The following is a 20,990-nucleotide window of genomic DNA, read 5'->3' on the forward strand; positions in this document are numbered from 1 at the left end:
TGATGGCTTTGGTCTAACGGCTGGGAGGGTAAAATACCAATCAACCTTTGTTGAAACGGCCGTTAGCGCCCACAGCCGCATGCCGCGCATGATGCCCCCTTTAAAGTCGGTACACAATGGTATACAAAATCGCGCGAAACCGCCTGATAACAGTTGAACCGCCGCGCCCGTAGTGGCATTGAGACGGCAATCTAGCCACCCATCAGACCCCGAAGGGAGCCCGCCATGACAATCCAAGTCGGTCACGACAGTGCCAAGACACGGAAAACCCTCTCCGTTGGCAGCCAGAACGTCGCCTATTACTCCATCCCCGCCGCCGAAGCGGCTGGTCTGGGCGACTTCTCCAAACTGCCAGCGGCGTTGAAAGTCGTTCTGGAAAACATGCTGCGTTTTGAAGACGGCAAGACCGTCACCCAAGACGACATCAAGGCTTTCGCCGAATGGGCGACCAAGGGCGGCAAGAACCCGCGTGAGATCGCCTACCGTCCGGCCCGCGTGCTGATGCAGGACTTCACCGGCGTGCCGGCGGTGGTCGACCTTGCCGCGATGCGCGACGGTCTGGTGGCGCTTGGTGGCGACGCCGACAAGATCAACCCGCTGAACCCCGTCGACCTCGTCATCGACCACTCGGTCATGATCGACGAGTTTGGCAACCCGCGCGCCTTCCAGATGAACGTGGACCGCGAATATGAGCGCAACATCGAGCGCTATACCTTCCTCAAGTGGGGTCAGAAGGCGTTTAACAACTTCCGCGTTGTGCCCCCGGCACCGGCATCTGCCACCAGGTGAACCTTGAGTACCTCAGCCAGACCGTTTGGACCGACAAGGACCAGAATGGCGAGGAAGTGGCCTACCCCGACACGCTGGTGGGCACCGACAGCCACACCACCATGGTCAACGGCGCCGCCGTTCTGGGCTGGGGCGTCGGCGGGATCGAGGCCGAGGCCGCGATGCTGGGTCAGCCGATCTCCATGCTGATCCCCGAGGTCGTGGGCTTTGAGCTGACGGGCCGCATGATGGAAGGCACCACCGGCACGGACCTCGTGCTGAAAGTGGTCGAAATGCTGCGCGAGAAGGGCGTGGTCGGCAAGTTCGTGGAATTCTACGGTGACGGCCTCGACCACCTGCCGCTGGCGGACCGCGCGACCATCGCCAACATGGCGCCTGAGTACGGTGCCACCTGTGGCTTCTTCCCGATCGACGACGAGACGCTGCGCTATCTGACCAACACCGGCCGTGACAAGGATCGCGTGGCGCTGGTCAAAGCCTATGCGCAGGAAAACGGCATGTGGCGCGATGCGGATTACGCACCGGTCTACACCGACACGCTGAGCCTCGACATGGGCACCATCGTGCCTGCGATCTCGGGCCCCAAACGTCCGCAGGACTACATCGCACTCGACAAGGCGCACACCGCTTTCGCCGAATACGTCAAAGGCATCCGCGAAGGCAAAGACACCTCCGCGAACTCCGAAATCCGTTGGGAAGGCGAAGGCGGCCAGCCCGAGCCGCAGGAAATCCCCGGTGACGAGGGCCACCACAACCGCGGCTATGTGATGACCGACGATGGCCATTACCAGCTGCATGACGGCTCCATCGTGATCGCCTCGATCACCTCCTGCACCAACACCTCGAACCCCTATGTCATGATCGGCGCGGGCCTCGTGGCGCGCAAGGCGCGTGAACTGGGCCTGACGCGCAAGCCTTGGGTCAAGACATCGCTGGCACCGGGCTCGCAGGTTGTGTCGCATTACCTTGAGGCCGCGGGCCTGCAAGACGATTTGGACGCCATCGGCTTCAACCTCGTCGGCTACGGCTGCACCACCTGCATCGGCAACTCCGGCCCGCTGGAAGCGCCGATCAGCAAGGCGATCAACGACTATGACCTGATCGGCACCTCGGTGCTCTCTGGCAACCGCAACTTCGAGGGCCGCATCAGCCCCGACGTGCGCGCCAACTACCTCGCCTCCCCGCCCCTCGTGGTGGCCTATGCGCTGGTAGGTGACATGAACCACGACCTGACAAACAGCCCGCTGGGTCAGGATAAGAACGGCAATGACGTCTACCTGAAAGACATCTGGCCCTCGACGCAGGAAGTCGCCGAACTGGTCGAACAGACCGTGACGCGCGAAGCCTTCCAAGAGAAATACGCCGATGTCTTCAAGGGCGACGAAAAGTGGCAGGCGGTCGAGACCACCGACAGCAAGACCTACGATTGGCCGCCGCAGTCGACCTACGTGCAGAACCCGCCCTACTTCCAAGGCATGTCGCCTGAGCCGGGCACCATCTCGAACATCGAAGGCGCGAAAGTGCTGGCGGTACTGGGTGACATGATCACCACCGACCACATCTCGCCTGCCGGTTCCTTTAAGGAAACCACGCCCGCGGGTCAGTATCTGACCGAGCGTCAGGTGCCGGTGCGGGAGTTCAACTCCTACGGTTCGCGTCGTGGCAACCACGAGGTCATGATGCGCGGCACCTTCGCCAACATCCGCATCAAGAACGAGATGCTGGACGGCGTTGAAGGCGGCTACACCAAGGGCCCCGATGGCGAGCAGACCTCGATCTTCGATGCCGCAATGGCGCATCAGGAGAACGGCACCCCGCTGGTGATCTTCGGTGGTGAACAGTACGGTGCGGGCTCCTCGCGCGACTGGGCCGCGAAGGGCACCGCCCTCTTGGGCGTGAAGGCCGTGATCGCCGAGAGCTTTGAGCGTATCCACCGCTCCAACCTCGTTGGCATGGGCGTCATCCCCTTCGAGTTCACCGGCGGCGACACCCGCAAATCTCTGGGCCTCACCGGGGATGAGACCGTCTCCATCGAAGGGCTCGACACCATCAAGCCGCTGCAGGAAGTGCCCTGCAAGATCACCATGGCGGATGGCAGCACCAAGGACATCACCCTGAAGTGCCGCATCGATACCGCAATTGAGATCGAATACATCGAGCACGGCGGCGTGCTGCACTACGTGCTGCGCAATCTGGCGAAATCGGCCTAAGCGCCAAACGCCACTGCGACACAATTCAAGGAGCGGCCCCTGCGGGCCGCTCCTTTTTCTTTGCCTCAGGGCCTTGAGCGGGAACCTGCCCGCGCATCACGGGTTGCCTTTCTAAGACGATCGCGTTCGAGGAAGGCACAGCAATGATAGCAGGTTACGCGCTAGGCGCTTTGGGCGCGGTGATCCTTGTTATCGTCCTGCTGGATTTTCTCTATACCGCCATCGGCGCGGCCCCTGTGGCGCCCCTGTCGGAACGGGTGGCGCGGGCGGCGTTTTCTCTCTTCACCAAACTCATGCCCAAGGGAAACGCCCGGCACCGCCTGTCCGGCCCGGTGGTGATGACGACCATCGCGGTGACTTGGATCGTGCTCGTCTCCCTCGGCTGGACCTTGGTGTTTCAGATGAGCCGTGAGGCGGTGGTGATGTCGGACAATGCAGAGCCTGCGGGTTTTGTCCGCGACTCCGCCTTTGTCGGCCATCTGCTTTCGACCCTCGGCGGCGGGCCGCTGCAAACGCAAAGCCCCTTCTGGCTGGCGATGTCGGTGCTTGTCGGGGTCAATGGGATGGTGATCCTCACCCTTTCGGTCAGTTTCGTGCTGTCGACCACCACCACCGTCGCGCAAGCGCGGGGGCTTTTGAGCAAGGCATCGATGTTCGCGGCGGACAGCGATGAGATGAACACGATCATCATGCCCGCCCTCGCCGATCTGGTGTCGAACCTCAATGCGATGCAATTCGCGCTTTACTACAGCGCCGAACACCCCGCCCGTCGGGTGCCCGCAGGAATGGTAGAACTGGCCGAGCGGGTCGCCCCTACCCCGAACAGATGCGCCGCCTGCGCATCGCGCTTGAGCCGCTGCCCGGTTTCACCGCACCCGAGGGCCGCTTGGACCAACTGACCAACGCCCAATTCGTCGACCGCCTGCGCGAATGGGCGCGGCCCTATTCGCTCTGACCCCGAGGAACAGAAGACCGGGAATTCCCGTTGATCCGAAGCACCTCGTGAAAGGAGATACCATGAGCCCGAAAATCACCGTTCTGTTCTATTCCACCTATGGGACCAACCACGCCATCGCTGAGCGAGCCGCCCGTGCCGCCGAAGAGGCAGGCGCCGAGGTCCGACTGCGCCGCTGCGCCGAGACCGCCCCGCAGGCCGTTGTCGATGGCCAAGACGCGTGGCGTGCCCAATTGGACAAGATGCAAGACATCCCCGAGGCCAAACCCGAGGACATGGAATGGGCCGATGGCTATTTCATCTCGGCCCCCACCCGCTTTGGCGTCGCCGCCAGCCAATTCCGCGCTTTTATCGACACGCTGGGGCCGCTCTGGCAGTCAGGGGCGCTGGCCAATAAGGCGATCACGGCGACCACTTCGGCGCAGAACCCGCACGGCGGGCAGGAAACGACGCTTCAGTCGATCTATGTCACCGCGATGCACTGGGGTGCGATTATCGTGCCGCCGGGCTATGCCGATGGCGTCAAATTCGAGGATGGCGGCAACCCCTACGGATACTCCTGCGAACCCGGCCCGCTGAGTGAGACTGGCAAGAAATCCATCGCCTATCAGGCGAAACGTTTGGTTGAATACGCTGCCAAAATCAGCGGGTGATCGCATCCCGCAGCGCCGGGAGGAACCGCTGTTCGTAATCGCTGCCGACCAGCGGCCCGGCAAAGCGGAACAACACCGTGCCGTCCCCGTCGACGATGAAGGTTTCCGGCGGGGCGGTCACGCCCCAATCAATCGCCACGCGCCCCTGCGGGTCGAAACCGACCCCGGCAAAGGGGCTTTCTTCGTCTTCGAGATAGGCAGTCGCGTTCTTCTCGGTATCCTTGAAATTGACGCCGATGATGTTCATTCCCTCGGCCTGCATCTCAAGCAGTTTGGGGTGTTCGGCACGGCAGGGCGGGCACCAGCTGGCCCAGAAGTTCACCAAGCTCACTTGCCCACCTCGCAGCATGTCATCTGTGGCCTGCGGATAGCCGGGCAGCGTGTCTGCGGGCATGGCAGGCGCCTGTTGCCCCACCAGCGTTGAGGGCAGCCCCTCGGGATCGTCGCGGTACATGCCCACGGCGGCCAGTGCGACGAAGGCGGCAAAGATCACCGGTGGTGCGATCATCATGGGTGAGAGTTTAGCCACGGCGTCCGGCCTCCTGCTCTGTCTCTTCCAAAGCCCGGCGCGCCGCGCGGCCGCGCCAGAGGGTCAAGCCGATCAGAGCCGCCAGTAGCAGCAGGGATACGGCATAGGCCGAGAGCACCTCGGCCGCGTATTTTCCAAGATCCGGCATCACGCCCCCTGTTCATCCGCGCCCTGAGCGCCGCCGTTCGGCGCAGGCGAATTTCGGTACCCGTGCGGTAGACCACCAGCGCCAGAAACAGCAGGCCAAAGCCCAGCATCGCCAGCACCAGCGGGTAAAAGAAAACATCCGCCACGCTGCGGTTGCCCGTGGCCACGGGGATCGAGGTGCCTTGATGCAACCCTTGGTTCCAGAATTGCACCGCATAGCGCGACAGCACGGCAAAGACCGATCCGACAAGGCAGAGAACCGAGGTCAGATCGGCAGCGGTGTCCGGATCCTCCACCGCCTGCCACAGCGCGATATAACCCAGATAGAAGAGGAAAAGGATCAGGAAGGACGTAAGCCTCGGATCCCATGCCCACCATGTCCCCCACATCGGCTGGCCCCAGATCGCCCCCGTCACCAGCGCGATCAGCGTCATCACCAGCCCCACGGGGGCCGCGGCCTTGGCCGCCAATGCGCTGACGTGGTGACGGCGGATCAGCCAAATGAGCGAGGCCACCAGCATCATGAACCACGCATTGATCGCCATCAGGGCGGCGGGCACATGCAGGTAGATGATTTTGACCGTGCTGCCTTGCCGCGCGTCATCAGGCGTGCCGAAGAACCCCCAGAGCAAGCCCACGCTCACGAAGGCCGCCGCCAGCACCCAAAGCGCAGGTTGCACGCGCTGCGAAAGCGCAAGGAATTTAACCGGGTTTGCGTATTGCCAAAGGGACATGCAGACTACCTATCGCGCGGTTGGGTGGTGCTCAATGCACGATTTTTCGGGGTCATCGCAACCCCATCCGTAGCACGGCGGCTGCGGCAAATGGCATCAAGGCCACCACGGCCAGCGTCAGCCCCGCCAGCATCAAAAGCGGCGTCGTGGCCTCCAAGCCCGCCGCCCCGCGCCGGGCGACTTCGGCCCGAAAATCAGCGTCGGAATGTAGAGCGGCAGCACGAGTAGCGACAGCAGCAACCCGCCGCGTTTGATCCCCACCGTCAGCGCCGCGCCGAACATGCCGATGACCGACAGCGCAGGCGTGCCGAGCGCCAGCGAGACCAGCAGCCACAGATGACCGGGCGCCGCGAGTTGCAGCATCACCCCAGAAAGGGCGCCGCCAGAACCAGCGGCAGCCCGGTGGTCAACCAATGCGCCAAAGCCTTGACCGCCAGCGCCCCTTCCAGCGGCAGCGGGGCGGTCAGCAGCAGCTCCAACGAGCCGTCTTCGAGATCGAGCGCCAGCAGACGGTCGAGCGACAGAAGACAGGCCAAAAGCGCCCCGAGCCAAAGCACACCGGGCGCAATCGCGCGCAGCAGCGTGGCCTCTGGCCCGACGCTGAAGGGCACCAGCATCGTCACGATCAGAAAGAACGCCAAACCAAGGCCAAAGCCCCCGCCCGCCCGGAGCGCTAAACGCAGGTCTCGCAGCAGCAACGCCTTCATAGGAAGGCCGCATCGCTTGCGCCAAGATCGGCATCGGGGGCCGCGCGGTAGGCGCTGATGTCGAGCATGCGCGCCTCCACCCCCAGATCGATATGCGTGGCCATGAGGGCCGATCCGCCCGCCGCCAAATGCCCGCGCAGGACAGCGCCGAACAGCGCCACCGCATCCGCGTCGAGCGAGACCGTCGGCTCGTCCAAGACCCAGATCGGCCGCCCCGTCACCAAGAGCCGCGCCAAGCCCAAACGGCGCTTCTGCCCGGCGGAAAGGGTCGCGGCCAAACGGTCCGCCAAAGGGCGCAGCGCATAGCCATCAAGTGCTGCGGAAATGCCAGTGTTGCCAAAGACCTGCGCCCAAAAGCTCAGGTTCTCGCGGACGGTTAGCATGGATTTCAGCCCATCCGCATGGGCGGCATAGGCGACCCGGTCCTCCGCCCCCTCGATCTGCCCCGTGAGCGGCGCTTGCAGCCCGGCGATACAGCGCAGCAGCGTCGTCTTTCCGGCCCCGTTCGGGCCGCGCAGCACCAAGGCCTCCCCCGCCGCCAGCGCGAAGGACAGGCCCGAGAGCACGGGCACCCCGCCGCGTGCGACGCTAAGGTTGCTGACTTGCACTGGCCGCGCCGCTCCGCCCTTAGACCGGCAAGAGAGCCAGCGCGATGCGCCGCCCCTCGCTCAGCAGAATGTTGTAGGTGCGGCAAGCGGCGGGAGAGGACATGACCTCGACCCCCAGCCCGGCCTCTTCCAAGGTCTCACGCAGGTCATCGGGGATATGCGCCACCTCCGACCCGGTGCCGAGGAAGACGACATCCACTTTGCCCGCCAGCGCCAGCACTGGCGCGGGATCGGCCAGACCGCCCCAGCCGGTGATGCCCTCAGGGCCGATCACCTGCGCACCCTCGACAACCTCTCCGTCGATGCGGAAAAAGCCGGGGCCGTAGCCGTCGATCGGTTTGGCGTCGGTATAGGTGATCTCGTTCAATCGCATGTCACGTCCCTCACAGGCTCAGATACTCCACAGCGGCAGGCCGAGGATAGCCGATGCGGCGATGACGATATAGGCCACTGCGCGAAAAAGCCGCTCTCGCTTTGGGTCAAATAGCCGCGCCCCGATGATATTGGCGATAACATTCGGCACCCCGGCCAAGAGGCCCAGCCACAGCACCGGCCTGACCACCTGCCCCGTCGCCGCCAGCATGGCAAAAAGCATCAGGTCGAGCCCCAGAAGATAGAGCAAAAAATTCGCCCGGATCACCGCAGCGGGCCTGCGGCTTGCCATATAGAGCAGGATCACCGGCGGCCCGGCGATGCCCGCAAAACCGGTCATAAAGCCACCCAGAGCGCCGGTGGCCGTCACCAGCTTCGCGCCAAGTGGGCCGTGATAGCGCCAGCCCGCAAGCAGCTGCGCCAGAAGCCCCAGCACCACGCCCGAGACTATCCAGCCGAACCCTTCGGGCGAGATCAGCGACAGCCCCAGAGCCCAAGCGGCATCCCGATCAGCACGCCGAGGAGCAGCCGCCCCACTTCGCGGGGCGCGCCTTCGCGCAGGGCATCGGGGAGGTTTGGCAGGGGGCCGATCAATTCGGCAGCGGTGAGAAACAGAATCGCTTCGACCGGGGAGAGGACAGAGGCCGCGACGGGCATGATGATCATGGCGGAGCCGAAACCGGCGAAGCCGCGCACCAGCCCCGCCACCATCACGGCCAGCGCAAGCCATGCCACCCCGGGGGTGGCGATGGCCTGCGCCAGCAGGTCAGGCATCAATATTGGCGAATTGCGTGCCCGCGCCCGCGTCGGGCTTGGACCAGTCGCGCTTCACGCCAAGGTAGAGCACCACGTTCTTGGCCACATAGACCGAAGAATAGGTGCCCACGATCACGCCCCATGTGATGGCAAAGACGAAGGCCCGGATCACGTCGCCGCCCAAGATCAGCAACGCGATCAGCGCCAGCAAGGTGGTGCCCGAGGTCATCAACGTACGGCTCAGCGTCTCGTTCACGCTGAGGTTCATCACATCGCGCAGGGGCCGCTTTTTGTATTTGCGCAGGTTCTCCCGCAGGCGGTCAAAGATCACCACGGTGTCGTTGATCGAATAGCCGATGATGGTCAGGATCGCCGCCACGACTGGCAGGTCGAAACGGATCTGCAGGAGCGAGAACAGCCCGATGGTCAGCACCACGTCGTGGAACAGCGCCACCACCGCGCCGACCGAGAATTGCCATTCGAACCGCAGCCAGATGTAGATCAGGATCGCCGCCAGCGCCCCGCCCACGGCAAGGAAGGCGGTCTGGATCAGCTCACCCGAGACCTTGGGCCCCACGGATTCGACAGAGGTGAACTTGATATCGGGGGCGACGCTTTGCAGTGCCGCTTCGATGGTTTCGATCGTGTCGGTGGTCGCCGCCTGCTGCCCTTCTTGGGCCTGCACGCGGATCATCGCCACATGGCGGTCCGCGCCGAAACCGGGGTCAAAGACCTCGGAGATGGTCACGTCGCCCAGCTCCAGCGGGGCCAACGCATCGCGGTAAGCGCCTACGTCGACGGCTTGGGAGCTTTCGGTCCGCAGGGTGGTGCCGCCCCGGAAGTCGATGCCGAAGTTCAGACCCATCACGCTCCAAGCGATCAGGGACAGGACCATCAACACCACCGAGGCGCCAAAGGTGATCTTGGCATAGCCGAAGAAATCGAAGTTCGTATTGTCGGGTACCAGCTTCAGTCGCATGTCAAACCTCGATTGTCTTGGGACGGCGGCGTTCAAACCAGATCACCACCAGCAAGCGGGTGACGAAGAAGGCGGTGAAAACCGATGTGACGATGCCCAGCCCCAGCGTGACGGCAAAGCCGCGCACCGGGCCAGAGCCGAGAGCGAAGAGGATGACCGCCACGATGAAAGTCGTGATATTGGCATCCAGAATGGCGCTGAGCGCGCGCTCATACCCCAGTGAGATTGCCCGCGCAGCGCCTTTGGCATTGCGTTGCTCCTCGCGGATACGCTCGAAAATCAGCACGTTGGCGTCAACGGCCATGCCGACGGTCAGCACGATCCCGGCGATGCCCGGCAGCGTCAGCGTGGCCCCGATCAGGCTCAAAAGGCCAAAGATCAGCCCGACGTTGATAAGCAGCGCTATATTGGCGAAAAAGCCGAACAGCCCGTAGGACGCCCACATGAAGAACAGCACGGCGACGAAGGCGACCATGGTCGCGATCTTGCCTGCGTCGATGCTGTCTTGGCCCAGTTCCGGGCCAATGGTGCGCTCTTCGACAAAGCTCAGCCCCGCGGGCAGGGCGCCCGCGCGCAGCAGCACGGCAAGGTTGGTGCTTTCCTCAACCGAGAAGCGCCCGGTGATGATGCCCGACCCGCCGGGAATATGGCTCTGGATCGTCGGCGCGCTGATGACTTCATCGTCGAGCACGATGGCGAAGGGAGAGCCGATGTTCTCAGCCGTGTAATCGCCGAACTTGCGTGCGCCGGAGGTGTCAAAACGGAAGGACACGGCAGGCGCGCCGTTCTGGTCAAAGCTTGGCTGCGCGTCGACCAATTGCTCGCCGGTGACGACGGGGGCGGTCTCGATTGTGTAGAAGACGCCTTCTTCATCCGCCGCGGGCAGGATGGCGTTGCCAATGCCGGGGTTGTCGTTCTCATTCGAGCCGCGGTTGACCACCGGGTTGAAGGTCAGCTGCGCCGTGGTGCCGATGATGGCTTTCAACTCGGCCGCTGAGCCGATGCCGGGGACTTGGATCAGGATGCGGTCCGCCCCCTGACGTTGAATCGTCGGCTCACGGGTGCCGACCTCGTCGATGCGGCGCCGCACGATTTCGAGGCTCTGCTGCATGGTGCGTTCGTCGGTCGCCTGTTTTTCGGCATCCGACAGGGTGATGGTGATGATGCCATCGGCCCCGCTCACGTCGATGTCGCTGCCGCCTGCGCCGGTCACGGTGGTCACGGGGCGGGCCAGATCACGGGTGATCTGCAGCGCCTCGGCCATTTTCGACGGATCGTTCAGACGGACCCGCAACTCCCCCGCTGGCGCCTCTTGCCGGCGCACCGGTGTCAGGCTGCGCAGAGCGTCGCGCACCTCGGGCCATTGCGCTTCCATGCGCGAGGCATAGACATCGGCCAGTTGCACTTCGGCCAGTAGATGCGCACCGCCGCGCAGGTCAAGGCCAAGGTTCACCAGCCCCGAGGGCATCCATTCGGGCCAAAGCGCGCGCTGCGCTTCCAGTTCGGGCGTGCTGCCCTGAACCTCGATGGCCGCAACGGCGTCATTGTGCTTTTCGACAGGAGCGTAAAAGGCATTGGGAAGCGCCAGCCAAAGCCCTGCCAGACAGGTCAGGACAATGACAATCCGCTTCCACAGATCAATCTGTAGCATAGTTCCGCCTTTGGGTTGCGGCCTCGGGGTAGGGTTTATTTCGCCGGTTCGGTCTTGGAGACCACGGTGGCGATGGTGGCCTGCACCACGCGAATTTTCACGCCTTCGGCGATTTCCACCTCAATCTCACCATCGTCTTTGACCTTGGAGACCTTGCCGATGATGCCGCCTTGGGTCACGACCTGATCGCCCCGGCGCAGACCGGCCACCATGGCCTGATGTTCCTTCGCCTTCTTCTGCTGCGGGCGGATGAGCAGAAAATACATGATCGCGAAGATCAGGATCAGCGGCACGAATTGCTGGATGCCTTCCATGGGGGTCGTCCTTTTCGATGGGTATTGGGCCGCAAAATGGGCCTTGAGAATTTGGCCAGAACCTATGCGCGGTGGCAGCGGGGTGCAAGGTGGAAAGCCGATGCCGCCTGCCCGCCCGCACGGGGCCAATCGCCGCATGGTTGCGGCCCCTACCCCCGCACCGCACATTAAGGCATAAGGCAGCAAAACCGACTCACCCGATCTTGAGGACAAACCCATGCACGACATCCGCGCCATCCGCGACAATCCCGAGGCTTTTGACGCCGCTCTTGCCCGCCGGGGCGAGGCGGCGATGTCGCAGGCGGTGCTGTCCCTTGATGCCGCGCGCCGCGCCAAGATCGCCGCCGCCGAGAGCGCCAAGGCCGAGCAGAACAAGGCCAGCAAGGAAGTCGGCGCCGCCAAAGGCCGTGGGGATGAGGCCGAGTTCGAGCGCCTGCGCGCGCTGGTCAGCGACAAAAAGGCCGAAGTCGCCGCAATGAACGCCGAGGCGCAGGAGTTGGACGCGAAGCTGACCGACATGCTCGCCCGCATCCCCAACAACCCCGCCGATGACGTGCCTCAAGGCGATGATGAGAACGACAATGTCGAGGTGAAAAGCTGGGGCGAGAAGCCCGCCTTCGATTTCAAACCGGTCGAGCATTACGAGATCAAAGGCGTCAAACCCGGCATGGATTTCGAGACCGCCGCCAAGACTTCGGGCGCGCGTTTCGTCATGCTGAAAGGTGCCGTGGCGCGGGTGCACCGCGCGCTGGCGCAGTTCATGATTGACACCCATGTCGACGAGAACGGCCTGACAGAGGTGAACTCCCCCGTGCTGGTGCGCGACGAGGCGATGTATGGCACCGACAAACTGCCGAAATTCGGCGAGGACAGCTATCAGACCACGGATGGCTGGTGGCTGGTGCCGACCTCTGAAGTGCCGCTGACCTATTCGGTGGGCGGCGACACGCTGGAGCAAAGCGCCCTGCCGATCCGTCTCACCGCCCATACGCTCTGCTTCCGTTCCGAGGCCGGCAGCGCGGGCCGCGACACCGCTGGGATGCTGCGTCAGCACCAGTTCGAGAAAGTCGAGATGGTTTCGATCACCCACCCGGATGAGAGCGACGCCGAACAGCAGCGCATGGTGGCTTGCGCCGAGGGCATCCTCGAGAAGCTCGGCGTGCCCTACCGGACGGTGATCCTCTGCACCGGCGACATGGGGTTCGGCGCGCGGCGGACCTATGACATCGAAGCCTGGGTGCCGGGGCAGGATTGCTACCGCGAGATCTCCTCGGTCTCCACCACCGGCGATTTTCAGGCGCGGCGCATGAACGCGCGGTTCAAACCCGAGGGCGGCGGCAAGCCGCAGTTCGTGCATACGCTGAATGGCTCGGGGCTGGCGGTTGGGCGTTGCCTGATTGCGGTGCTGGAAAATGGCCAGCAGGCGGATGGCTCGGTGAAGCTGCCCGAGGCGCTTGCGCCCTATCTGGGGGGAAGACGACCCTCACTGCGGAAGGTGTGCTCGCCTAAGGGTCAGCCACCGCTAGGCCCGATCCGCCCCGCAGGGGTCGGGCCATCGCCTGCCCGCCCCGCCCCGCCGGGGGCGTGCCAGATTATGTTGGACGCACCTTTGGTGCGACCTTGGTTGCCGTGGCGCGCGGGCGCTCTAGGATCAGCTGTAACGCAACAGCCAATCCCGCGAGGCCGACCTTGCCCAAATCCTCCCGCACTCTGATCGCCGTGCTTGCCCTGCTGCTCAGCATCGCCTTCGCAATCTCGCCCTTTTTCGTTCCCAGCTTCTCGGGCTTTGATCCGAACCAATTCCCCATTCCGCAGGACAACCCGCCCGCGCAGCCTGCGGGCTATGCCTTTTCCATCTGGGGGGTGATTTACCTGTGGCTGATCGCGGGCCTTGGCTATGGCCTGCTGCGCGCGCCGCGGGATGGGCAGTGGCACGACATGCGCGTGCCGCTCTGCCTGTCGCTCGCCGTGGGGACCACATGGCTCGCCGTGGCCACCATGAGCCCGGTCTGGGCCGCGATACTGATCTGGATCATGCTGATCACCGCCCTCGTCGCCCTATTCCTCGCCCCGGTCGAAGACCCGCTCTGGGCCGCCGCGCCGGTGGGGCTCTACGCGGGCTGGCTATCTGCCGCCTCCTGCGTGTCGCTGGCACTGCTGGCCGCGGGATACGGCTATTTGGAAGAGCAGACAGCAGCGGTGGTCTTTGTCGGACTGGCGATTGCAATCGGCGCCATCGTCCAGACCGCTCTGGGGCGGACACCGACCTATGGCATCGCGGTGATCTGGGGGCTGGTGGGCGTGGTCGTGACCAATTGGGGCGAGACGCCCTTGGTCGCCTATCTGGCGCTCGGGGGCAGCGTCATCGTGGCGCTGCCCACCGTCAGGGCGTTTCGGCGCGGCTGAGCGCGCTTAGTCCTTGCGGCGACCGTCGGTGTGTTTGCGCAGCTTCGACGGTGCCGCTTTCTTGCGGTTCTTATAGGGGTTGGCGTCGGACTGGCCGCGCATCCACAGACGGATCGGCGTGCCGGGCATATCGAAATCCAACCGCAAGCCGTTGACCAGATAGCGCGTGTAGCTGTCCGGCACCTTGTCGGGATGGCTGCACATCACCACGAAGCCTGGCGGGCGGGTCTTGGCTTGGGTCATATAGCGCAGCTTGATGCGCTTGCCCTGCGGCGCGGGGGGCGGATGCGCCTCCATCATGCCCGAGAGCCAGCGGTTCAGCTGCGCGGTGGTCACCCGGCGGTTCCAGACCTCATAGGCGCGCATGATCGCGGCCTGAAGCCGGTCGAGGCCCCTGCCCGTCTTGGCCGACACGGTGATCAGCGGCGCTCCGCGCAACTGCGGCAAAAGCCGCTCGAAGCTCTCCTTAAGATCGCGCAGCTTCTCCTGCCGGTTCTCTTCGATGTCCCATTTGTTCACGGCGACGACCACGGCACGGCCCTCACGCTCGGCCAGATCGGCGATGCGCAGGTCTTGCTGCTCGAACGGGATTTCGGCGTCGAGCAGAAGCACCACAACCTCGGCGAATTTTACCGCGCGCAGACCGTCACTGACGCTGAGTTTTTCCAGCTTCTCCTGCACCTTGGCCTTTTTGCGCATGCCCGCGGTGTCGAAAATGCGCATCGGCACAGGCTCACCATCCGGCCCGGCCCATTCGGTGGTCAGCGAGATCGCATCGCGGGTGATCCCGGCCTCTGGGCCGGTCAGCAGACGGTCCTCACCCAGAATCTGGTTAATCAGCGTGGATTTGCCCGCATTGGGGCGGCCTACTACGGCGACCTGTAGCGGCTTGGCGCGGGTCGGCATCGGCAGGGATTCGGCTTCGAGATCGGCGTCATCCTCAGGCAGGTCCACATCCGTCTCGGGCGCGTCTTGGGTGGCACGTTCGGCATATTCATCCGCCAGCGGCATCAGTGCGGTGTAAAGATCGGTCAGCCCCTCACCATGTTCGGCGGACATGCGAATAGGCTCACCCAGACCCAGCGAATAGGCCTCGATCATTCCGGCGTCGGCGGCCTTGCCCTCCCCTTGTTGCCCGCGAGAATCACATGGGCGGATTTCTTGCGCAGGATCTCGGCAAAGACCATGTCAGAGGGGGTCACGCCGACGCGTGCGTCGATCATGAAGAGACAGACATCGGCCATGTCCACCGCACGTTCGGTCAGGCGGCGCATCCGGCCTTGCAGGCTATCGTCGGTGACCTCTTCCAGCCCCGCGGTGTCGATCACGGTAAAGCGCAGGTCGGCCAGTTTGGCCGCGCCTTCGCGCAGGTCGCGGGTCACGCCGGGCTGGTCATCGACCAGCGCCAGGCGCTTGCCGACAAGGCGGTTGAACAGCGTGGATTTCCCGACATTGGGACGGCCCACGATGGCAAGGGTAAAGGACATAATTCAGGCTCCGGGCCCCGGTTGGGCCAGTTCAGACACGCGCCTTAGCCTATTTGCGGCCTAACGGAAAGCGTGCAATTGCCCCTTGGTGGAGACGACATAAAGCGTGCCGCCCGCCACGACCGGGGCGGTGGTTGCCCCGCCGGGGATTTGGGTGGTGCCCGTCAGCCCGCCGCTCACGGGGTCAAAGCTGCGCAGCACCCCGTCGTTGGAGGCCACGATCACGCGCCCCCGGCGATGATCGGGCCGTAATGGGCCACCACTTCGGATTGCTTCTTGGGCTTGTCCTTGACGAAATTCGGCAGCGGCGTGCCCCAGATGCGGCGACCCGTGCTGGCGTCGAGCCGGACCAGTTCGTTCAGGTCCGTGACTGCAAAGACAGAATCGCCCGCAGGCCAAACCGGCCCAATCGCCCCGTCACGTGCGACCCACTTACGGTCGCCGCTGTTGACATCCAGCGCGGCCAGACGGCCCGAATGATTGCCCACATAGACGGTCCCGTTCGAGACCACAGGCGCGCTTGTCACATCGCCCACAAAGCTCAGCGCGCGGCCCGGACGTTTGCCCAGAACGGAGGTCGACCACCGTTCAAGCCCGCCTTGGCGGAACAGCCCCTGCACCTCGCCCGAGCCGAAGGCAAAGATCGCCAGATCGCTGGTGACGGCGGGCGCAGGCGCGCCCAGCACATTGCTGAGGCTGGTCACAGCGCCGGTCTGCCACTGGATGCGGCCAGTGGTTTTGTCGAGCGCCCAGCCGGTATCGTCGCCCGCCGTGAGATAGACCAGATCGCCCGAGACGGTCGGCGTGCCCGAACCGGTGGCGTCAAGGTCTTGGGTCCAGCGCACGCCGCCGGTTGTCACGTCGAGCGCGGCCAAAACGCCAAAGCCCACGGAGACATAGAGCGTTTCCCCATCCACGGCGAGGCCGCCGCCGGTGGCTTGGCCTTCGCGGTCGGATGCGGGGGTGAGGTCACGGGTCCAGAGCGTTTGGCCCGAGGTCGAGGTCGCGGTGACCTGCGCCCCGGCGTCGAGCGTGAAGACACGCCCGCCCGCCACCACCGGATCGGCGGTAATACGTTGTTTGCGGCTGTCGCCCGCGCCAATATCGGCGCTCCAGACCGGCTGCAACGCGGTCCGCAGCGCGGGATGGCTGATGCGGGTCGCGGCGGTGCCGATGCTATGGGTCCAATTGGCGTTGTTCACCGTGCCGCCCAGAGCGATGGCGCGGCTGGCATTCTCTGGCACGGGACCGGTGGCCGCGTCAAAGGCAGGGTCTTGCACGCCGGGGTTTTGCAACACCGCGCGCACGTCTTCGCGTTTGCCCGGCAGATAGGTTTGCTCATCCGCGCAGGCCGTCAGCAACAGCGCGGCACCGATGGCCCCCGCCACGCCCAGACCCCGCAGACCCGCTTGCCCGGGTTCGGTTTCGCGATGCTTCGTCATGGACCTGCTCACTTTCTGTCTTTCCTCAACCTTCACGCCCCCGCCATTTTTGGCGGGTGGATATGTGTCAGTCACCCGTTGCTTCGGGGATCTCCAGCGCGGCCTCTGCGGCGGCGCCCTCATCACCCGGTTCTTCACCCAGGGCCACAATCACCTGAAGGGCGCGTTGTTGCAAGTCCGGGGTGGTTTCCGCATCGGAGAGAATGGACTGGTAGCGCGCCACGGCCTTGTCGGTCTCACCCTCTTGGATGTCGATCAGGGCCAGTTGCTCTTCGGCCAACAGGCGCAGCGGGGCACCGGGCTGGGCCAGCGCTTCGAGCGCTTGACGCCGCTCGGCCACGGGCACAGATTGGCCCTGAAGGGTCACGATCTTGAAATGCGCCAAGGCCCGGTAGATCGGCGCGAGGTCACCGTCGAGCGCCACGGCATCAAGCTGCTCCACAGCGGCATCGGTCTCACCCGCTTCGGCCAGCGCATCGGCGCGCATGAAGTTCAGCACGGCGCGGGCACCGGGGCCATCGGCCTCGATCGGGGCGAGCGCTTCGGCGCGGGCATTGCTGGCATCCGCTTCGAGCGCGGCAAGCATCGCATCCCCCAGAGCTTCGGCCTCGGCCCGCTCCTGTGCTTTGCTGTATTCGTTCCACGCGGCACCACCAACGATGGCCACCACGGCCAGCACGGCGATCCAACCGTAGCGGCGCAGGTAGCCGTATAGCCGGTCGCGGCGGACCTCTTCGTTCACTTCGTCAATAAAACTGTCGGTATCGCTCATCGCGCCCTGCCCCCGGCCTGATTTTGCCCCTCTTACCGCGCGTGGCCAGCCAAGCCAAGACCCAGCGAACCGCAGCGCCTTTTCGCCGACCGCTTGGCCCGGGGGCGCGTCACGCTAGGTCTGGGGCAGAATGCAGCGAAAGGAGACGACGATGAAAGCGATTGCACTGGCGGCAGGTGTCGTGATGGCGGCCATGCCCGCATTGGCGCAGGATTTGGTGGCCAAGGTCTCACCCCATGACGTGCCCACGACGATGGACCGGCTGGAAAGCGCGGTTGAGGCGGCAGGGGCCGAGGTCTTTGCCCGGGTCGATCACGCCGCCGGGGCCGAAAAGGTCGAGATGGAATTGCGCCCGACGCAGCTTTTGATCTTTGGCAACCCAAAGCTCGGCACCCCCGCGATGCAAGATGCCCAGACCGCCGGGCTGGACCTGCCGATGCGGGTGCTGGTCTACGCCGATGGCGAGGGGGCCGTGCATGTGACCTATGCCGCGCCTGAAACGCTGGTCACCGCCCACGGCCTGCCCGAAGAGGCGGAATATCTCACCAAGATGACCAAGGCGCTGGACAATCTCACCGCCAAGGCGATCGGCGAGGAATAACGCCCTCTCCCCGCCCGGCCTCTTAGGATTTGGGCGGGGTGTTCTGCGCCTTGATCAGGTTTTCCAGATCGGTCAGCCGCGACATGACCTCATCGCGGTAGGTGTTGGTCTGCTCGTTGCTTTCCTCATGATGCGCGTCTTGCATCGAGTTCACGATCAGACCGACCAACAGGTTCACCACTGCGAAGGTGGTGACCATGATAAAGGGCACGAAGAACATCCAGGCATAGGGATAGACCTCCATCACCGGGCGCACGATGCCCATAGACCACGACTCGAGCGTCATGATCTGAAACAGCGAATAGCCCGACTGGCCCAGCGTGCCGAACCACTGCGGGAAATCCGCGCCAAAGAGTTTGGTGGCCATGACGGAGGCGATGTAAAAGATCACCCCCATCAGCAAAAAGACCGACCCCATGCCGGGCAGCGCGTTGACCAACCCCTCCACCACGCGGCGCAGCGAGGGCGCGACCGAGACGACGCGCAGCAGCCGCAGGATGCGCAGGGCCCGCAGAACGCTGAGCCCTTGGGTGGCCGGGATCAGCGAGATCGCGACGATGACGAAGTCAAAGATGCTCCACCCGCGTTTGAAGAAATCAAACCCGCGCCCGAAAAGCTTGATCGCAATTTCGATGACGAAAATGGCAAGACAAATACGGTCCAGAAGCAGGATCAGCGGCCCGACCTGCCCCATCACCTCGTCCGAGGTTTCAAGCCCCAAGATCACGGCGTTAAAGAGAATCACGCCCAGAATGAAATTCTGGAACGAAGGGCGGTCGGCCAGCCGGGCGGCGCGGGCGCGCAGCGAGGTCTGCGAGGGGGTCGAAAGATCGGTCATGGCGGTAGATATCATGCGCCGCCCCGCACAGTGCAAGAGCAGATCGCCCGCAAATGCACCCCTCGGCGGCAATGCCCCGCCTGCCTGCCGAAACAGAAGGCGGGGCCAGCTTCTCCGTCTACTCTTCTTCCGCCTGCTGACGCTGCCAAAGCTGGGCATAGCGCCCACCTTGGGCGAGCAGCACCTCATGACTGCCCTGTTCAATGATCTCGCCCTTCTCCAACACGACGATGCGGTCGGCCTCGGCGATGGTCGAGAGGCGGTGGGCGATGGTCAGCACCGTGCGCCCTTGGCCCGCGCGGCGCAGCGCATCTTGGATCTCATGCTCCGTCTCGCTGTCGAGCGCGCTTGTCGCCTCATCCAACAACAGGATCGGCGGGTCTTTCAGCAGGGTCCGCGCGATGCCCACGCGCTGTTTCTCACCGCCCGAAAGCTTTAGCCCCCGTTCGCCGACCATGGTCTTATAGCCCTGCGGCAGTGCCATGATAAAATCGTGGATCTGTGCTGCGCGCGCGGCGTCTTCGACCTCTTCCTGCGTCGCCCCATCGCGGCCATAGGCGATGTTGTAGCCAATGGTGTCGTTAAACAGCACCGTATCCTGCGGCACCACGCCAATCGCCATATGCAGCGAATGCTGGGTCACGTCGCGCACGTCGTGCCCGTCGATCTTGAGCGCCCCGCCCGCGACATCGTAGAAGCGGAACAACAGCCGCCCGATGGTGGATTTGCCCGAGCCGGTCGAGCCGACGATCGCCACCGTCTCTCCGGGGCGCGCCTCAAGCGAGATGCCTTTGAGGATTTCGCGGTCGGTGTCATAGGCAAAGCGCACGTTTTCAAGCGTCACATGGCCGCCCGTCACCTTGAGATCCGGCGCGTTTGGCTTGTCGTCAATCTCGGCCGGTTGTTCGAGCAGGCCGAACATCTGCCCCATGTCCACCAGCGCCTGACGAATCTCACGGTAAACGGTGCCAAGGAAGTTCAGCGGCACGGTCAGCTGGATCATGTAGGAGTTCACCATGACGAAGTCGCCGACGCTCAGCTCGCCGCTTTGCACGCCCATCGCCGCCATGACCATGACCCCCACGAGCCCCGCGGTGATGATCAGGGCTTGGCCAAAGTTCAGGAAGGCCAGCGAATAGTTCGTCTTGATCGCCGCGTTCTCATAATCGGCCATCGCGGCGTCATAGCGCGCGGCCTCGCGCCCCTCTGCGCCAAAGTATTTCACCGTTTCATAGTTCAGCAGACTGTCGATCGCCTTTTGGTTGGCGTCGGTATCGCTGTCATTCATCTGCCGCCGCAGGCGCACGCGCCATTCGGTGACGGCAAAGGTGAACCAGACGTAGAGCGCAATGGTCACCGCCACGACCGCCAGATACCAGACGTCAAAGAGCACGGCGAGGATCACGCCCACGAGGATCAGCTCAAGGATCAGCGGCCCGATGGAGAAGAGCAGAAAGCGCAGCAGAAAGTCGACACCTTTGACCCCCCGCTCGATGATCCGGCTGAGCCCCCGGTCTTGCGGGTGATGTGATAGCGCATCGAGAGTTTGTGGATGTGCTGGAAGGTCTCAAGCGCCAGCATCCGCAGGGCGCGCTGCCCGACGCGTGCAAACACCGCATCGCGGACCTGTTGAAAGCCCACCCCCATCAGCCGCGCCATGCCGTAAGCCACGGTCAGACCAATCGCGCCAAGCGCCAGCATCGGCGCGCCCTCGCCCGCCAGCGCATCCACCGCGTCGCGGTAGAAGAACGGCGTGGCGACGATGATCAGCTTCGACACCAGCAGCGCCAGCATGGCCAGAACCACCCGGCGTTTCACCCATGGCATATCCTTGGGCCAGAGGTAGGGCGCGACCTTGCGCAGCACCAGAAAGCCCGACTGCCGCTCGGCGGCGTCGATCATCTCGGCCTCTGTGGGGATGCGTTCGGGCTTGGGCGTCTTGCGGTCGCGCCGCCGCGCGGCGTTAGATTGGTCTGTATCGGCTGGCATGGGAATTCCTGAAGTGATTACAGGCTACATAGGCCCCATGGCCTTGGGTTG

The 20,990-nt window shown here is 64.1% G+C and carries 15 protein-coding genes and 7 pseudogenes; 6 read left to right on the plus strand and 16 right to left on the minus strand.

Translation table 11 applies throughout. From position 1 onward, the window contains the following. The first annotated feature begins 225 nt into the window (after window positions 1-225). The 3 genes and pseudogenes from acnA to CUR85_RS00945 all read left to right on the plus strand — a co-directional run bounded on the left by acnA (window position 226) and on the right by CUR85_RS00945 (window position 4,607). Window positions 226-2,999 (plus strand): annotated as a pseudogene (gene acnA / locus CUR85_RS00935) (aconitate hydratase AcnA). A gap of 143 nt (window positions 3,000-3,142) precedes the next feature. Then, window positions 3,143-3,898, plus strand: a complete 756-nt coding sequence (locus CUR85_RS00940) for a hypothetical protein (protein WP_280321087.1) — start codon at window positions 3,143-3,145, stop codon at window positions 3,896-3,898. Window positions 3,899-4,016: 118 nt separating this feature from the next. Then, complete coding sequence (locus CUR85_RS00945) at window positions 4,017-4,607, plus strand: NAD(P)H-dependent oxidoreductase (protein ID WP_067266377.1); 591 nt, start codon at window positions 4,017-4,019, stop codon at window positions 4,605-4,607. Here the strand turns inward: CUR85_RS00945 and CUR85_RS00950 are convergent. The 11 genes and pseudogenes from CUR85_RS00950 to yajC form a co-directional block, all read right to left on the minus strand. Beyond that, on the minus strand, window positions 4,597-5,115 hold the full coding sequence (locus CUR85_RS00950) for a DsbE family thiol:disulfide interchange protein (protein WP_067266465.1): 519 nt from the start codon (window positions 5,113-5,115) through the stop codon (window positions 4,597-4,599). The genes CUR85_RS00945 and CUR85_RS00950 overlap by 11 nt on opposite strands. 13 nt (window positions 5,116-5,128) lie before the next feature. Then, window positions 5,129-5,284, minus strand: coding sequence for a heme exporter protein CcmD (gene ccmD, locus CUR85_RS00955; RefSeq protein ID WP_067266382.1), 156 nt, complete (start codon window positions 5,282-5,284; stop codon window positions 5,129-5,131). 13 nt (window positions 5,285-5,297) lie between these two features. Further along, a pseudogene (ccmC, locus tag CUR85_RS00960) lies at window positions 5,298-6,017 on the minus strand (heme ABC transporter permease CcmC); the annotation flags it as partial. Window positions 6,018-6,069: 52 nt separating this feature from the next. Further along, window positions 6,070-6,724: pseudogene (gene ccmB, locus CUR85_RS00965) on the minus strand (heme exporter protein CcmB). Continuing rightward, window positions 6,721-7,332: a heme ABC exporter ATP-binding protein CcmA gene (gene ccmA / locus CUR85_RS00970; RefSeq protein ID WP_067266393.1), complete on the minus strand. Its 612-nt coding sequence runs from the start codon at window positions 7,330-7,332 to the stop codon at window positions 6,721-6,723. Before ccmA ends, ccmB begins: the two are co-directional and overlap by 4 nt. A gap of 19 nt (window positions 7,333-7,351) precedes the next feature. Continuing rightward, the gene (locus CUR85_RS00975) at window positions 7,352-7,705 is read right to left on the minus strand and encodes an Mth938-like domain-containing protein (RefSeq protein ID WP_067266397.1); all 354 of its coding nucleotides are present in this window, start codon (window positions 7,703-7,705) and stop codon (window positions 7,352-7,354) included. Between the two features lie 18 nt (window positions 7,706-7,723). Beyond that, the gene (locus tag CUR85_RS00980) at window positions 7,724-8,140 is read right to left on the minus strand and encodes a TSUP family transporter (RefSeq protein WP_280321095.1); all 417 of its coding nucleotides are present in this window, start codon (window positions 8,138-8,140) and stop codon (window positions 7,724-7,726) included. 38 nt (window positions 8,141-8,178) lie between these two features. Further along, complete coding sequence (locus CUR85_RS00985) at window positions 8,179-8,478, minus strand: TSUP family transporter (RefSeq protein WP_280321097.1); 300 nt, start codon at window positions 8,476-8,478, stop codon at window positions 8,179-8,181. Continuing rightward, a complete protein-coding gene (gene secF, locus CUR85_RS00990; protein WP_067266400.1) occupies window positions 8,471-9,439 on the minus strand; it encodes a protein translocase subunit SecF in 969 nt (322 codons plus the stop codon). The genes CUR85_RS00985 and secF overlap by 8 nt, the downstream gene beginning before the upstream one ends. Before the next feature lies 1 nt (window position 9,440). Continuing rightward, window positions 9,441-11,090: a protein translocase subunit SecD gene (gene secD, locus CUR85_RS00995; protein ID WP_067266402.1), complete on the minus strand. Its 1,650-nt coding sequence runs from the start codon at window positions 11,088-11,090 to the stop codon at window positions 9,441-9,443. 35 nt (window positions 11,091-11,125) lie between these two features. Beyond that, window positions 11,126-11,404, minus strand: coding sequence for a preprotein translocase subunit YajC (yajC, locus tag CUR85_RS01000; RefSeq protein WP_067266404.1), 279 nt, complete (start codon window positions 11,402-11,404; stop codon window positions 11,126-11,128). Window positions 11,405-11,621: 217 nt separating this feature from the next. On the opposite strand from yajC, the pseudogene serS reads away from it, so the two are divergent. Together serS and CUR85_RS01010 are read left to right on the plus strand one after the other, a co-directional pair. Continuing rightward, window positions 11,622-12,913: pseudogene (gene serS, locus CUR85_RS01005) on the plus strand (serine--tRNA ligase). 180 nt (window positions 12,914-13,093) lie between these two features. Continuing rightward, window positions 13,094-13,810 carry a hypothetical protein gene (locus tag CUR85_RS01010; protein ID WP_067266409.1) on the plus strand — a complete coding sequence of 239 codons (717 nt, stop codon included), beginning with the start codon at window positions 13,094-13,096 and terminating at the stop codon, window positions 13,808-13,810. Between the two features lie 6 nt (window positions 13,811-13,816). Here the strand turns inward: CUR85_RS01010 and der are convergent. From der to CUR85_RS01025, 3 genes and pseudogenes are all read right to left on the minus strand, one after another. After that, window positions 13,817-15,297, minus strand: a pseudogene (gene der, locus CUR85_RS01015) (ribosome biogenesis GTPase Der). Window positions 15,298-15,357: 60 nt separating this feature from the next. Next, window positions 15,358-16,739, minus strand: a pseudogene (locus CUR85_RS01020) (PQQ-like beta-propeller repeat protein). A 67-nt stretch (window positions 16,740-16,806) separates the two neighbouring features. Next, window positions 16,807-17,511 carry a tetratricopeptide repeat protein gene (locus CUR85_RS01025; RefSeq protein ID WP_067266416.1) on the minus strand — a complete coding sequence of 235 codons (705 nt, stop codon included), beginning with the start codon at window positions 17,509-17,511 and terminating at the stop codon, window positions 16,807-16,809. Window positions 17,512-17,662: 151 nt separating this feature from the next. On the opposite strand from CUR85_RS01025, the gene CUR85_RS01030 reads away from it, so the two are divergent. Continuing rightward, on the plus strand, window positions 17,663-18,112 hold the full coding sequence (locus CUR85_RS01030) for a DUF302 domain-containing protein (RefSeq protein ID WP_231886381.1): 450 nt from the start codon (window positions 17,663-17,665) through the stop codon (window positions 18,110-18,112). A gap of 22 nt (window positions 18,113-18,134) precedes the next feature. Here CUR85_RS01030 and CUR85_RS01035 read toward each other — a convergent pair whose 3' ends face one another. Next, on the minus strand, window positions 18,135-18,965 hold the full coding sequence (locus CUR85_RS01035; RefSeq protein WP_231886382.1) for an ion transporter: 831 nt from the start codon (window positions 18,963-18,965) through the stop codon (window positions 18,135-18,137). 103 nt (window positions 18,966-19,068) lie between these two features. Beyond that, a pseudogene (locus CUR85_RS01040) lies at window positions 19,069-20,852 on the minus strand (ABCB family ABC transporter ATP-binding protein/permease). Window positions 20,853-20,990: the final 138 nt, after the last annotated feature.

Source organism: Sulfitobacter faviae (assembly GCF_029870955.1).
Lineage (GTDB): Bacteria > Pseudomonadota > Alphaproteobacteria > Rhodobacterales > Rhodobacteraceae > Sulfitobacter > Sulfitobacter faviae.

Excerpts from the sequence above, each read along its gene's own strand:
- CUR85_RS00940 (WP_280321087.1), top strand. The coding sequence starts at position 3,143 with ATGATAGCAGGTTACGCGCTAGGCGCTTTGGGCGCGGTGATCCTTGTT.
- CUR85_RS00945 (WP_067266377.1), top strand. The coding sequence starts at position 4,017 with ATGAGCCCGAAAATCACCGTTCTGTTCTATTCCACCTATGGGACCAAC.
- CUR85_RS00950 (WP_067266465.1), bottom strand. The coding sequence starts at position 5,115 with ATGATCGCACCACCGGTGATCTTTGCCGCCTTCGTCGCACTGGCCGCC.
- ccmD (WP_067266382.1), bottom strand. The coding sequence starts at position 5,284 with ATGCCGGATCTTGGAAAATACGCGGCCGAGGTGCTCTCGGCCTATGCC.
- CUR85_RS00975 (WP_067266397.1), bottom strand. The coding sequence starts at position 7,705 with ATGCGATTGAACGAGATCACCTATACCGACGCCAAACCGATCGACGGC.
- CUR85_RS00985 (WP_280321097.1), bottom strand. The coding sequence starts at position 8,478 with ATGCCTGACCTGCTGGCGCAGGCCATCGCCACCCCCGGGGTGGCATGG.
- secF (WP_067266400.1), bottom strand. The coding sequence starts at position 9,439 with ATGCGACTGAAGCTGGTACCCGACAATACGAACTTCGATTTCTTCGGC.
- secD (WP_067266402.1), bottom strand. The coding sequence starts at position 11,090 with ATGCTACAGATTGATCTGTGGAAGCGGATTGTCATTGTCCTGACCTGT.
- yajC (WP_067266404.1), bottom strand. The coding sequence starts at position 11,404 with ATGGAAGGCATCCAGCAATTCGTGCCGCTGATCCTGATCTTCGCGATC.
- CUR85_RS01025 (WP_067266416.1), bottom strand. The coding sequence starts at position 17,511 with ATGAGCGATACCGACAGTTTTATTGACGAAGTGAACGAAGAGGTCCGC.
- CUR85_RS01030 (WP_231886381.1), top strand. The coding sequence starts at position 17,663 with ATGAAAGCGATTGCACTGGCGGCAGGTGTCGTGATGGCGGCCATGCCC.
- CUR85_RS01035 (WP_231886382.1), bottom strand. The coding sequence starts at position 18,965 with ATGATATCTACCGCCATGACCGATCTTTCGACCCCCTCGCAGACCTCG.